The 13,254-nt window shown below is 64.4% G+C and carries 8 protein-coding genes; 3 read left to right on the top strand and 5 right to left on the bottom strand.

Translation table 11 applies throughout. The features are described from left to right. The first annotated feature begins 7 nt into the window (after positions 1–7). The 3 genes from pepN to BM046_RS03710 all read left to right on the top strand — a co-directional run bounded on the left by pepN (position 8) and on the right by BM046_RS03710 (position 6,566). On the top strand, positions 8–2,653 hold the full coding sequence (gene pepN / locus BM046_RS03720; RefSeq protein ID WP_090537126.1) for an aminopeptidase N: 2,646 nt from the start codon (positions 8–10) through the stop codon (positions 2,651–2,653). Between the two features lie 382 nt (positions 2,654–3,035). Continuing rightward, positions 3,036–4,157, top strand: coding sequence for a WD40/YVTN/BNR-like repeat-containing protein (locus tag BM046_RS03715; protein WP_090537124.1), 1,122 nt, complete (start codon positions 3,036–3,038; stop codon positions 4,155–4,157). Positions 4,158–4,214: 57 nt separating this feature from the next. Then, positions 4,215–6,566, top strand: coding sequence for an efflux RND transporter permease subunit (locus tag BM046_RS03710; protein WP_090537123.1), 2,352 nt, complete (start codon positions 4,215–4,217; stop codon positions 6,564–6,566). Positions 6,567–7,425: 859 nt separating this feature from the next. Here the strand turns inward: BM046_RS03710 and BM046_RS03705 are convergent. Genes BM046_RS03705 through BM046_RS03685 form a run of 5 tightly spaced genes read right to left on the bottom strand, consistent with a single transcriptional unit; the run spans position 7,426 to position 13,251 of the window. Further along, the gene (locus BM046_RS03705) at positions 7,426–9,087 is read right to left on the bottom strand and encodes a BatD family protein (protein WP_177197779.1); all 1,662 of its coding nucleotides are present in this window, start codon (positions 9,085–9,087) and stop codon (positions 7,426–7,428) included. Next, positions 9,084–10,880 (bottom strand): VWA domain-containing protein, encoded by a 1,797-nt coding sequence (locus tag BM046_RS03700; RefSeq protein ID WP_090537120.1) that lies wholly within the window; start codon positions 10,878–10,880, stop codon positions 9,084–9,086. Before BM046_RS03700 ends, BM046_RS03705 begins: the two co-directional genes overlap by 4 nt. Continuing rightward, a complete protein-coding gene (locus tag BM046_RS03695) occupies positions 10,873–11,868 on the bottom strand; it encodes a vWA domain-containing protein (RefSeq protein WP_090537118.1) in 996 nt (331 codons plus the stop codon). Before BM046_RS03695 ends, BM046_RS03700 begins: the two co-directional genes overlap by 8 nt. Then, complete coding sequence (locus tag BM046_RS03690) at positions 11,861–12,325, bottom strand: DUF4381 family protein (RefSeq protein ID WP_177197778.1); 465 nt, start codon at positions 12,323–12,325, stop codon at positions 11,861–11,863. The genes BM046_RS03695 and BM046_RS03690 overlap by 8 nt, the downstream gene beginning before the upstream one ends. Further along, positions 12,322–13,251: a DUF58 domain-containing protein gene (locus BM046_RS03685; RefSeq protein WP_090537116.1), complete on the bottom strand. Its 930-nt coding sequence runs from the start codon at positions 13,249–13,251 to the stop codon at positions 12,322–12,324. The genes BM046_RS03690 and BM046_RS03685 overlap by 4 nt, the downstream gene beginning before the upstream one ends. Positions 13,252–13,254: the final 3 nt, after the last annotated feature.

The following is a 13,254-nucleotide window of genomic DNA, read 5'->3' as shown; positions in this document are numbered from 1 at the left end:
CTTCATCATGCGTACAGAACAACCCCAGACCATCTACCTCAAGGACTATCGGCAACCGGATTACTGGATCGACGAGACCCATCTGACCTTCGAGCTGTTCGAGGACCATGCGCTGGTACACAGCCGCCTGTTCATCCGTCGCAACGGCGACGCGGGCTTGGTGCCGCTGGTGCTGGACGGTCAGCAGCTGGAGCTGGTCAGTGTGGCACTGGGCGACCAGACCCTGGCCACGACCGACTACCAGGTAGATGAACACAGCCTGACTCTGCACCCGCAGGCAGCGGAGTTCGAACTGGCGATCACCACCCGTATCGAGCCGCAGAACAACACGGCGCTGGAGGGGTTGTACAAGTCCGGAGGCATGTTCTGTACCCAGTGCGAAGCCGAGGGCTTCCGCAAGATCACCTATTACCTGGATCGGCCGGATGTGATGAGTCGCTTCACCACGACCATTCTGGCTGATCGCGGCAGTTATCCGATCCTGCTCTCCAACGGCAACCTGATTGCCAGTGGTGAGCACGAGGGCGGCCGCCACTGGGCGACCTGGGAAGATCCCTTCCCCAAACCGTCCTACCTCTTTGCCCTGGTGGCGGGAGATCTGTGCCTGATTCAGGACAGCTACACCACCCTGAGCGGCCGCACCATCGACCTGCGCATCTATGTCGAGCCGGAGAACCGCGAGCAGTGCGGTCATGCGATGGACAGCCTGAAGCGCTCGATGCGCTGGGACGAGGAGGTCTACGGCCGCGAGTACGATCTGGATATCTTCATGATCGTGGCGGTGGACGATTTCAACATGGGCGCCATGGAGAACAAGGGCCTCAACATCTTCAACTCCAGCTGTGTGCTGGCGCACCCGGATACTGCGACCGACGCGGCCTTCCAGCGTGTCGAGTCGGTGGTCGCCCATGAGTATTTCCACAACTGGTCAGGCAACCGGGTGACCTGCCGTGACTGGTTCCAGCTGTCGCTCAAGGAAGGCTTCACCGTGTTCCGTGATGCCGAGTTCAGTGCCGACATGAACTCGCGCACGGTCAAGCGCATCGAGGACGTGACCTTCCTGCGGGCCAACCAGTTTGCCGAGGACGCCGGCCCCATGGCGCACCCGGTGCGCCCGGAGTCCTACATGGAGATCTCCAACTTCTACACCCTGACCATCTACGAGAAGGGTGCGGAGGTGGTGCGCATGCTGCACACCCTGCTGGGGGCGGAGGGCTTCCGCAAGGGTACCGACCTGTACTTCGAGCGCCACGACGGTCAGGCCGTGACCTGCGATGATTTCATCGCCGCGCTGGAAGATGCCAACGGGGTGGACTTCACCCAGTTCAAGCGCTGGTACAGCCAGGCTGGCACCCCGGTACTGGAAGTTGACGGCGAGTTCGAGGCCGGCAGCTCTACCTATCGCCTGCGTTGTCGCCAGAGCTGCCCGCCGACGCCGGGGCAGAGCGAGAAGCTGCCCTTCGTCATTCCGCTGCGCATGGCGCTGCTGGATTCCGAGGGCCGCGAGATGCCGCTGAAGCTGGCGGGCGAGGCGCAGTCGCGGGGCAACGAGACAGTGCTGGCGGTGACCGAGGCCGAGCAGGAGTTTGTCTTCGAGGGCATCACCGAAGAGCCGCTGCCGTCGCTGCTGCGTGGCTTCTCCGCCCCGGTGAAGCTGGTCTACCCCTACACCCGCGAGGACCGCGTGTTCCTGGCCATGCATGACCCGGACGGGTTCAATCGCTGGGAGGCTGCCCAGTCCCTGGCGGTGGACGTGCTGCAGGGTCTGGTGGAAATCCACCAGGCCGGGCGTCCGCTGCTGCTGGATCAGCGCCTGCTCGAGGTATGGCGCAGTGTACTGGCCGACGCCGAGCTGGATCAGGCCATGGTGGCGGAGATCCTGCGTCTGCCGTCGGAGGCCTATCTGATCGAGCTGGCCCCGGTCGCTGACGTCGATGCCATCCACCATGTGCGTGAGTGGGTACGCCGCGAGCTGGCCAATGCGCTGGCCGAGCCCATGTGGCAACGCTTTGACGCCCTCGGCAGCGCTGCCCAGCCCTGGAGCGCCGATGCCGCCAGCATGGCCCGTCGGAGCCTGCGCAATACTCTGTTGGGTTACCTGATGCTGACCGGGTCCTCTGCTGCCATGTCCGCCTGCGTGCGCCAGTTCGTCGAGGCCAGCAACATGACTGATCGCCAGGCCGCGCTGGTGGCGCTGGTCAACTCTCCGGACGAGCATCAGAAGCATGCCGCCCTGCAGGAGTTCGCCCAGCGCTGGGCCGACTACCCCCTGGTGATGGACCAGTGGTTCAACATCCAGGCCAGCAGCCCGCTGCCCGGCGGACTGGAGCGGGTGCAGGAGCTGATGACGCACCCGGCCTTCAACATCCGCAACCCGAACAAGGTGCGCTCGCTGATCGGCGCCTTCGCCAACAACAATCTGGTCAACTTCCACCGCAAGGATGGGGCAGGGTACCGGTTCCTGGCTGACAGGGTCATCGAACTGAACCTGATGAATCCGCAGATCGCCTCGCGCCTGGTCACCCCGTTGACCCGCTGGCGCAAGTTCGATCCGGCGCGTCAGGAAATGATGAAGGCGGAGCTGGCGCGGATTCTGGAGCAGGACAAGCTGTCGCCGGATGTCTATGAGGTGGTGAGCAAGGCGCTGGCTTAAGGGTGCGGAGTGTGGGAACAGCTGGGTTTCGTCCACAGGGCGCGGCTGTTCTCCTGCCTGCCAGCGCCTGAATCGCAGACTATTCTCATCATTGATGGTCTTTCGCCAAACGCCTTCGATGTGGCCAGCAGGTCGCAGGCGTGATATCACTATGTCCCGCTGTGTCAGCGCGGTGGGACGTGTCAGATGATCGTATTCCCTGTGCCCTGACGCTCCAGATACCGTTCGACGCCTCTGATCCGGCTGGTTCAGGGCGTTTTTCGGTATGTTCGACTGGTTAACAAAACATAACCAAGTCCAGTTGGCGGGTCTTGTCGATTCTGGATAGTATCGCCAGACATGCCATCAGGCAGAGTCATATATAAGAACAAGGGGAAGGATTATGCACGAGCCGTTATCATGGCGCGTTTCTAGAAAATCTCTGTCATGCAGAATCGCATTGGCGCTGGGTCTCACCAGCGTACTGTTCGCCGGTTCGTCTTCCGCCCTGGCGCAGACAACAGCATCCAGCACTGAACTCAAACCAGCCATCATGTCACTCAAGGCGAGCAAGACGCTCCTGCTTGATGTGGCGCATGCTGGCGATCGTCTCGTGGCCGTTGGGGCACGTGGGCATATCGTCTATTCCGATGACAAGGGCGCAACCTGGCTCCAGGCCACCGTGCCGGCACGCCAGTTGCTCACCGCAGTCTATTTCGTCGATGACAAGCGCGGCTGGGCCGTCGGCCACGACTCGCTGGTACTGCATACGGCGGACGGAGGGGAGTCCTGGACCGTTCAGTACCGTGACCCCGAGCTGGACGAGATGGACGAAGAAGGCTTCGGCTACCTGGAAAAGCCGCTGATGGACGTGCGCTTCCGTGACGCCGATACCGGCTTTGCCATCGGTGCCTACGGTCTGCTGCTGCGCACCGATGATGGCGGCGAGACCTGGGAAGACGTGTCCTTCGACGTGGATAACGAGGAAGGCTTCCACTTCAATGCCCTGACCGAGGTGAAGGATAGCGGTCTGTTCATGGTCGGCGAGATGGGCACCATGTACCGCTCCGCCGACTATGGCGATACCTGGGAAACCCTTGAGGACACACCCTATGACGGTTCCTGGTTCGGTGTATCCGGTACCGGTGAAGCCGGTGGCGTGATTGCCTGGGGTCTGCGTGGCAACGTGTTCCGTTCCGATGACTTCGGCGATACCTGGCAGGAAGTCACCCTGATGACCCCCAACAACGGACCGCTCGAGTCCACTCTGGCCGGTGGCGGCCTGACACCTGACGGCCGCCTGGTCATTGTCGGTGTCGGTGGCGTTGTTGCCATCAGTGAAGACGCCGGACGCAGCTTCGACGTGCGCATCCGCAGCGACCGGGTTGCTCTGGCCAGCGCCACAGCCCTGGCCGGTAACGGCGTGCTGCTGGTAGGTCAGCGTGGTGCGGTGGCCGCGGGCCCCGATGGCGCTGCAGCCAGCTCCGATGCCGTTGTGGTGCCGGTACCGGCGACAGAAGAATAACGATAAGCAACTGACCAACGTCTTGCTTCAATAAGAATTACACGCCAGGAGATTTTGATGTCCACACATCATCAGGAAACCGCTCCGTTTGTCGAGCGGCTGATATTCAACAACCGGCTGGTGGTATTGCTGCTGTTTGCAGCCATTACCCTGTTCATGGCCTTTCAGGCCTCCCAGGTACGACCGGTCACCAGTTTCGACAAGATGATCCCGCTGCAGCATCCCTGGATCGCCAACATGATCGAGCACCGGGATGACATGGCGAACCTGGGTAACTCCATCCGGATCGCCGTCGCCATCAAGGATGGCGACATCTTCTCGACCGAGTACATGGAAACCCTGAAGCGGGTCAACGACGAGGTGTTCTTCCTGCCCGGCGTGGATCGCGCCAACCTGCGCTCGCTGTGGACACCGAACGTCCGCTGGACCGAGGTAACCGAGTACGGTTTCGATGGCGGCCCGGTCGCGGACAAGCCGGCCTATCTGACCGAGGAAGATCTGGAGGACCTGCGGGTCAACATCCTCAAGTCCGGTGAAATCGGCCGTCTGGTGGCGAACAACTTCAAGTCCACCATCATCGAGGTGCCGCTGCAGGAGTCCTATCCCAATCCGGAGAATCAGGGCGAGCTGATCCAGCTGGATTACGGCGAGTTCTCCCGCCTGCTGGAAGAGAAGATCCGCAGCGAATTCCAGGGTGAGAACCCGAACATCAGCATCCACATCATCGGCTTCGCCAAGAAAGTGGGTGACCTGATCGAAGGTATCGTCAAGGTGGTGATGTACTTCGGTATCGCGCTGCTGATCACCTTCGTACTGCTGCTGATCTTCACCCGCTGCGTGAAGAGCTCGCTGATCACCCTGGCGTGCTCGGTCGTCGCCGTTGTCTGGCAGATGGGCCTGCTGCATACCCTGGGTTACGGCCTGGATCCCTATTCGATCCTGGTGCCCTTCCTGGTCTTTGCCATCGGTATCTCCCACGGCGTGCAAATCATCAACGCCATGTCCATGGAGTCGATCACTGCTGACGGTGCCTATACCGCTGCCCGCCGTGCGTTCCGCTCGCTGTACATTCCCGGCATGGTGGCCCTGGTCTCTGACGGTGTCGGCTTCGCCACGCTGCTGCTGATCGAGATCGAGGTTATCCGCGAGCTGGGTATCGCTGCCTCCGTAGGTGTGGGCGTCATCATCCTCACCAACCTGGTGCTGCTGCCGACCCTGATGTCCTACATCGGTATCAGCAAGAGCGCTGTCGAGCGCAATCGCGACCTCAACTCGCGTCCCCAGCGTCTGTGGCGCGGTCTGTCGGGCTTCGCACATCCTGCCGTTGCACCGATCTCCGTGGTCATCGCCGTGGTCGCCTTTGCCTTCGGTATCTACCATGGCCAGAAGGTGGAGATCGGTGACCTGGATCCGGGTGCACCTGAGCTGCATGCCGACTCCCGCTACAACATGGATAACGACTTCATCATCCGCAACTACTCCACCAGCTCGGACGTACTGGTGGTGATGGTCAGCACCCCGCCGGAAATGTGCTCGGCGTACGAGACCATGGAAGCCATCGACCAGCTGGAATGGCGCATGGCCAACCTGTCCGGCGTGCAGTCCGCGGTGTCCCTGGTGACGGTCGCCAAGCAGGTGATCATGGGTAACAACGAGGGCAGCCTGAAGTGGCAGACCCTGTCGCGTAACCAGGACAACCTGAACACCGCCATCAGCCGTGCTCCGGAAGGCATGTTCAACGCTGCCTGCTCCCTGGCACCGGTGATGGTGTTCCTCAACGACCACAAGGCTGAAACCCTCAAGCGCGTGACCGCTGAGGTCGAAGCCTTTGCCGAGGAGTACAACAACGAGAACCTGCAGTTCAAACTGGCTGCCGGTAACGCGGGTATCGAGGCTGCTACCAACGTGGTCATCGAAAAGTCCCAGATCAAGATGCTGATCACCGTGTACGTGGTGGTGATCCTGATGTGTCTGGCGACCTTCCGTTCGATCCCGGCGGTACTCTGTATCATCATCCCGCTGGCGCTGACCTCGGTTCTGGCCAACGCGCTGATGGCCTTCCTGGGCATTGGTGTGAAGGTGGCGACCCTGCCGGTGATCGCGCTGGGTGTGGGTATCGGTGTTGACTACGGTATCTATATCTACAGCCGTCTGGAAACCTACCTGCGTCAGGGCCTGCCGCTGCAGGAGGCCTACTACGAAACGCTGAAGACCACAGGCAAGGCGGTAACCTTTACCGGCTTTACCCTGGCCATCGGTGTGGCAACCTGGATCTTCTCTGACATCAAATTCCAGGCTGACATGGGTATCCTGCTGACCTTCATGTTCCTGTGGAACATGTTCGGCGCCCTGTGGCTGCTGCCGGCACTGGCACGCTTCCTGATCCGCCCGGAGAAAATCCGCAGCTGATCGAGCCATGCTCCAGACAATCCCCCGGCTGTTCGCAGCCGGGGGATTTTTTTTGCCTGTGGGGCAGGGCGCGAGTGCAGGCTGGCGCTTCGTGGTCTGGTCGAATCCGCTCATCGAGCTGGTGCTCGACGTTCCCAGCGGCCTCATACGTGTAGGAGCACCGCCTCGGTGCGAACGGGGCCAGCACATTTTCGCACCCGGGGCGGGTGCTCCTACGGCGCGGTGATCCCCAGGGAGGGACGAGCACCAGCTCGTCCGCAATACGGGGTGCAGCGCACCGGCGCTGCGCCATTCGCACCCGGAACGTAGCGGTTTCGTTGGTGTAGGAGCACCGCCTCGGTGCGAACGGGGTGGGCACCTTTCTGCATCCGGGAGGGGGTTCGCACCCGGGGCGGGTGCTCCTACGGCGCGGTGATGCCCTGAGAGGGACGAGCACCGGCTCGTCCGCAATGCGGGGTGCAGCGCACCGGCGCTACGCCATATGCACCCGGAACGTAGCGGTTTCGTACGTGTAGGAGCACCGCCTCGGTGCGAACGGGGCCAGCACCTTTCTGCATCCGGGAGGGCGTTTTCGCACCCGGGGCGGGTGCTCCTACGGCGCGGTGATGCCCTGAGAGGGACGAGCACCGGCTCGTCCGCAATACGGGGTGTAGCGCACCCGCGCTGCGCCATATGCACCCGGAAGGTAGTGGTTTCGTACGTGTAGGAGCACCGCCTCGGTGCGAACGGGGCCAGCACCTTTCTGCATCCGGGAGGGCGTTTTCGCACCCGGGGCGGGTGCTCCTACAGCGCGGTGGTGCCCTGGGAGGACGAGCACCAGCTCGTCCGCAATGCGGGTGTAGCGCACCTGCGCTGGAACTCACACCTCGGGATAGAGGCTTTCCAGCTTGGGTGTGCTTTCCTCTTCGGCTTCGCGGCGCTGGCTCTGGATGACCATGCGTACCGCGCGCCACAGGGGTTTGCCGCGCCACTGGTGGCGGGCGCGGCCGAAGAGGCAGGCGTTGAGGTCGTCGAGGGCTTCTTCGAGCTCCAGGTGGTTGTGGCTCAGGCCGATGAGCCCTTCACTGTGCTGCTGCCTGGCCCAGAGCTCCAGCGCCTTGCGGGCTTCGGCGGGGCGGTTGGTGCGGCAGGCGGCCTGCAGGTCGGCCAGGGGATTGCCCTGTTCCTGATCGTCGAACTGCTCCTCGGTCTCGGTCAGCTGGTACTCCGCCAAGGCCCGACGGGCGCGATGGAGGAAGTACAGGCTGACGGCCAGCGCCAGTCCCAGCAGGGCGCAGGCAAGCTGCCAGGGCCAGAGCAGCGCGGGCTCCTCGGCAGCATAGTTCACTGGCGGGCTTGCGCTGCCGAAGTCGGTGTCGCGGCTGACGTTGAGCACCACGCTGTCCAGGGTCGCCGTCTCCAGCCGGTCCTCCAGGGTATTCCACCAGTGCACCCGCAGCGCCGGCAGCGTGTAGGAGCCTTCCTCAAGGGCGACCAGGGCGGCACTGTCATGACGGATGCCCCGGGCACCCTGGTCGCTGTAGTCGGTGTGCAGTTGTGGCTGATCAGCGTACTGGCGCAGCTGGTTGTCGTTGTCCGTGTCGGGGTTCAGGCTCTGCAGGGCCGGCAGTTGGGCGGCGGTGAGGCCATCGGCGGCAAGTATCAGGGTACGGGTGAGCGGCTCACCGCTGAACAGGTCGATGCCGGGGTCCGGCTGCCAGGTCTGGGTCAGGGTCAGGCTGCGGGCAGGGATCCAGGGGGCGTCAGCGGGGTAATCCGTCGGGATGGGCCTGACCTGCAGGGTGATGCTCGGTGAACGTACCTGCACCACCCGACCGCTGCGGGCGCTGGAGCGGCCCGTGCCGGGTTGCAGGGCGGTGGCGCTGAACAGCTGGGATGGAATTTCCATTTCGCCGCTGTGCTGCGGGTAGATGGCGTAGCGCACCTCGATCACGCCGTGGCGAACGCCATTGATCACCCGCTCGAAGTTGCGGGGCCGGCCGAGGCTTTCCACCCGGGCGTTGGGTATCTCCAGCCCGCTGAGGCTGGAGTCGTCGAACAGGGATACCGAATGGTAGATACGCAGGGTCAGCAGTACCTGGGCCTGTACGTAGGGATTCTCGATATCCACTTCGCTGTCGATGAACACCGGGGCCAGCTGCGCGCCCTGATCGGCGGCGGCCTGGGTGGCGGACAGCACATGCAGACTGATCGGCTGGCTGCTGGACTGGCCCAGATGCACCGGCGGTACCACGAGGAAGCCGGTACGCAACGGCCGCAGCGTAATGACCCAGCGGGTGACCGGCGTGGTGCGGCCGTCCACCTTGCTGACCAGACTCAGCTGGCGGCTGCGCTGAACCTCGAAATGCTCGGCCAGTGGACTCAGGTCCAGCTCGCTGAGGCGGCCCACGGCAGGGCTCTCCAGCGTCAACTCGAGACTTTCGCCCTCGATCAGGCGGGTGCGGTCCACGCTGGCTTCGAGGGCGGCGTGGGCCAAGGGGCTGAGCAGCGTCAGCAGGCAGATGACCAGCAGGCGAATCATGGCGTGGTGTCCTGTTGCTGTAGGTGCTGATAGAGGAATTTGCGGCGCAGCAGTTCCGCCGGGTCGTCGGGAATCTCGCGCAGCCATTGTTCCAGTTCCTGTTGGCGTTCCAGAGTCTGGCGTGGCAGGCGGCTGCCGTTGGCGCTGGCGGGGGCCTCGCCGTCTTCCGTGCCCGGATCATTGCCGTTGGCCGCTTCGCCGTCCGTGGACAGGCTGCCGGTAACCGCCGGGCTGCTGCCGGTGGCACCCGGGTCCTGGCCCGGGGCCTGATCACCGGCGCCATCGGCCGCCTCCTGGGCGCCGGGGCCACCCTGTGTCGTACCATTGCCCGTGCCGCTGTCCTGACCGCCATTCTGGCCAGCGCTCTGGTCGCCGTTCGCTGCTTCGTCTGCGTAGCCCTGTTGCTGCTGCTCCTGCTGCTCGCGGAGCTTCTCCAGAAAGTCCTCCAGCGCATCGCGGTTATGCCGTGCACCCTGGTGTGTCGGGTCCAGGGTCAGGGCATGTTCATAGGCTTCCAGTGCAGCGGAATAGTCACCGGCCATGGCCAGAGCGGTGCCGCGATTGAAAAGGTATTCCGGGTTGTCCGGCTGTATATGGCTGAGCGTTGCCCACTCCTCGGCGGCGGCAGCATGCTCACCGGCTTGATAGAGCGCCCAGGCACGCCATTCGGGATCGCGGAAGCGCTGCGCGGCGGCCGCCGGCTGCTGGTCCCGCAGCAGTTGCATGGCCTGCTGATCCGGCCGTTGCCAGAGGTCATTCCAACTGAAGGCGAGGGCGTCCTGCGGCAGCAGCAGGGCGCACAGCAGCAGCCCGAGCCAACCCCGGCGGGCGCCCAGGGCGGCAATCGGAAGCAGCAACAGGACCAGCCAGTGGCCGTGGTCGACCAGCAGGACGCGGTCACCGGTGGCTGCGGTGCCCGAGCTTTGCAATGGCCGCAGAAGATAGTGCAGGTCACGATCGCTGGTGGTGATCTCGTGATAGCGCGCGCCATGCTCGCGGGCCAGATTACCCAGTTGCTGGCTGTTCAGTCGCGGCAGCAGGATGCGGCCCTGGTCGTCGCGCAGAAAGCCACCCTCGCTCAGCGGGACAGGGGCGCCTGAGCGGGTGCCGACGCCGAGGATCGACAGCTGCGGACCGAGCTGCCGGGCATGCTCGGCCAGGACATCCCGGGCGCCATTGTCCAGGCCGCTGGTCACCAGCAGTATCTGACTGCCCTTGCTCGGCAATGGAGCGATTGTCTGAAGGGCCATGTCCAGGGCGGCGCCCAGATTCTGGCCGTCGGAAGGCATGATGTCCGGGCTGAGGGCGCCGAGCAGGTTGGTCAGGGTGGCGTGGTCGTTGCTCAGCGGCGTGACGCGATGGGCACTGCCGGCATAGACGATCAGCGACAGCTGGCTGTCACCGTAGTCCTGGATCAGGGAGCGTATCTTGAGTCGCGCACGCTCCATGCGGTCAGGCGGCAGGTCATTGGCCAACATGTTGCGTGACAGATCCAGCACCACCACCAGGGCGTTGTCATCGACCCGGCGCGATTCGGCGCCGGTTTCGACGGCGGGGCCGGCCAACGCGACTATCACCAGGGTCCAGGTCAGGCCCAGGGCGGCGAAACGCAGACCGCGGCTGCCACCGGCCTGACGCCGCAGCAGCCATTGATGCAGTGGCCGCGGCAGCAACTGCTCCCAGTCCGAGTGCTGCCAGCCGTGGCGGTGCAGCTGCACCAGGAGGATCGCTGCGGGCAGCAGGGCCAGCAGCCACCAGGGGCGCAGCAGGGTGAAGCCGAGCAGCTCAGTCATGTTGCCGACTCCTCGCCACCGTCAGCAGTGCGAGGCCGAGACTCAGCAGCAGAGCGGCGCCCAGCGGCCAATGGTACAGGGCGGTGGCCTGCCGATCCGGCAACCCGGCGCGCAGGGCGGGCTCCAGCTCGTCGAGCCGCAGGTAGATGTCCTGCATATCGCTGGCGTTGCGGGCGCGGAAGTACTCGCCACCGGTCAGGTGGGCTATTTCCCTCAGGCTGGCCTCGTCCAGCTCGATCGACGGGTCCGACTGCAGCCCGAAGAAGCTGAAGGCGCTTTCCTGGGGCAGCGCATCGGCGCCGACACCTATGGTGAAGATGCGGATCTGATGCTCGGCGGCCAGTCGTGCGGCGCGCAATGGGCTGACGCTGCCGGCGGTGTTGGCGCCATCGGAGATGAGTACCAGTACCCGGCTGGCCGCCGGCTCGGCCTGCAGGCGCTTGATGGCCAGACCGATGGCATCACCGATGGCGGTTTCACGCCCGGCAAGACCGATGAAGCTTTCCTCCAGCCATTGGGCAATGGCATCGCGGTCGTGGGTCAGGGGGGCCTGTACATAGGCCTGGCTGCCGAAGAGCACCAATCCGAGGCGGTCGCCGCGCCGGCCTGCGATGAAGTCGGCGAGCAGCTCCTTGACCATGGTCAGGCGGCTGACCTCCCGACCATCGAGCTGCATGTCGCGAAATTCCATGCTGCCGGACAGGTCCACTGCCAGCATCATGTCGCGACCGCTGGAGGCGGTGGGCAGCGGATCGCCCAGCCACTGGGGCCTGGCCGCGGCCATGACCAGCAGCAGCCAGACGACGACATGCGGCCATTTGCGCCCGGCGCTGCGGATCTCCGGGGAGAGGCTCTGCAGCTCCTGCAGGCGATTCATGAAACTCACCTGCAATGCGGCCGAGCGGGTCTGGGCCACCGGCAACAGGCGGCGATACAGCCAGGGCAGGGGCAGCAGGAGAAAGCTCAGGGGCCAGGCGAATTCAAACATCGTCGTGTCGCATCCACTGGCGCAGTTCGCGGAGCAGTGCCTCGCGCTTCTCCTCGCCCAGCTGCACCTGGGGGCGATAGAGATCGGCGGCCAGCGGCTGCAGGGCAGATCGCCGGGCGCTCGGGTAGCGGCTGCACAGGTAGTCGAGCCAGGCCTCGCCGAACAGGCGGGTGGCGGAATCTTCGCCGCGCTGTTTGAGCAATTGCTTGATCCGCGTGTTGACCTCCGCCAGCCAGTGGCTGTCGCTGAGGCCCGGCGGGATCGAGGAGAACAGGCTCATATGCGGCTGCACTCGTCGGCGACGGCGCCGCCGACCCTGACGTCGCAGCCAGGGGAGCAGAAGCAGCAGGAGCAGCAGACTCAGGGCGAGCACCCACCAGCCCGGCGCCGGTGGCCACCAGGATATGGGCGGCGGGGCGGCCGGCGGGATGAGCTGCTGGTGCAGTTGCTCGATCAATTCCGCCTCCGGGTGTGCTGTATCAACAGGTGCTGGAGTTGGTCCACGGCGCTGCGACTGGTGTCCAGTGGATGCAGACTGGCGCGCAGCCGGGAGGCGAGTTTCTGCCAGTTCTGCTGGCGGGCCAGGAACTGGGCGGCCCATGCCTCACGCAGGGCGGTGCTGGTGGTGTTGAGCGTCAGCCGCTGCTCGCCCTGAGCGAACTCCAGCGCGGGGCTGCTGGGCAGGCTGGCTTCCAGCGGATCGTGTACCGGCAGCAGTACCAGATCATTGTGGCCGGCCAGGGCGGTGATCAGGGGCAGGCTGATCTGGTCGATCGCCGAGTGGTCGCAGAGCAGGTAAAGCAGGCTGCCGGGGCGGATGATCTCGCGACTGCGCCGCAGGGCCAGATTCAGCGGCTCGTCGGGGACAGCGGCGGTTTCCGGGGACAGGCGAAGGTTTGCCTCCAGCAGCTGGCCGAGCAGTTGCAGAATGGCTCGGCGGCTGCGTCTGGGACGCACTTCGTGGAAGCCACCGGCACCGAACACCATGCCGCCAACCCGGTCGTTGTGCGCCAGCGCCATCCAGGCGGTGAGTGCGGCGGCCTCGGCGGCCAGCACCGACTTGAAGCGCGGCCGGGTGCCGAAGAACAACCGGGCGCTCTGTTCACAGATGATGAAGACCGGTCGCTCGCGTTCCTCGTTGAAGACCTTGGTGTGGACCTTGCGGGTGCGTGCGGTTACCCGCCAGTCGATATTGCGGATGTCATCCCCGGGCTGGTACTGACGGACCTGATCGAAGTCGATGCCGCGACCGCGCAGGCGTGAGTGCTGACGGCCGGCAAGGCGCCCGAGCATGGCCTGGCGCCGGGTGGCGGGCAGATCCTGACAGTGGCGGCGCATGTCCAGCAGCGCTTCCAGCGAGGTATAAGCCGCAGGTGCGTCCATTAC

It is taken from the genome of Halopseudomonas formosensis (assembly GCF_900115905.1).
Classification (GTDB): domain Bacteria; phylum Pseudomonadota; class Gammaproteobacteria; order Pseudomonadales; family Pseudomonadaceae; genus Halopseudomonas; species Halopseudomonas formosensis.
This window is presented reverse-complemented; position numbering and strand designations above follow the sequence as displayed.

What these genes read in the sequence shown, in the direction of transcription:
- BM046_RS03700 (WP_090537120.1), bottom strand. Translation starts at nt 10,880, where the DNA reads ATGACTGAGCTGCTCGGCTTCACCCTGCTGCGCCCCTGGTGGCTGCTG.
- BM046_RS03685 (WP_090537116.1), bottom strand. Translation starts at nt 13,251, where the DNA reads ATGGACGCACCTGCGGCTTATACCTCGCTGGAAGCGCTGCTGGACATG.
- BM046_RS03705 (WP_177197779.1), bottom strand. Translation starts at nt 9,087, where the DNA reads ATGATTCGCCTGCTGGTCATCTGCCTGCTGACGCTGCTCAGCCCCTTG.
- pepN (WP_090537126.1), top strand. Translation starts at nt 8, where the DNA reads ATGCGTACAGAACAACCCCAGACCATCTACCTCAAGGACTATCGGCAA.
- BM046_RS03715 (WP_090537124.1), top strand. Translation starts at nt 3,036, where the DNA reads ATGCACGAGCCGTTATCATGGCGCGTTTCTAGAAAATCTCTGTCATGC.
- BM046_RS03710 (WP_090537123.1), top strand. Translation starts at nt 4,215, where the DNA reads ATGTCCACACATCATCAGGAAACCGCTCCGTTTGTCGAGCGGCTGATA.
- BM046_RS03695 (WP_090537118.1), bottom strand. Translation starts at nt 11,868, where the DNA reads ATGTTTGAATTCGCCTGGCCCCTGAGCTTTCTCCTGCTGCCCCTGCCC.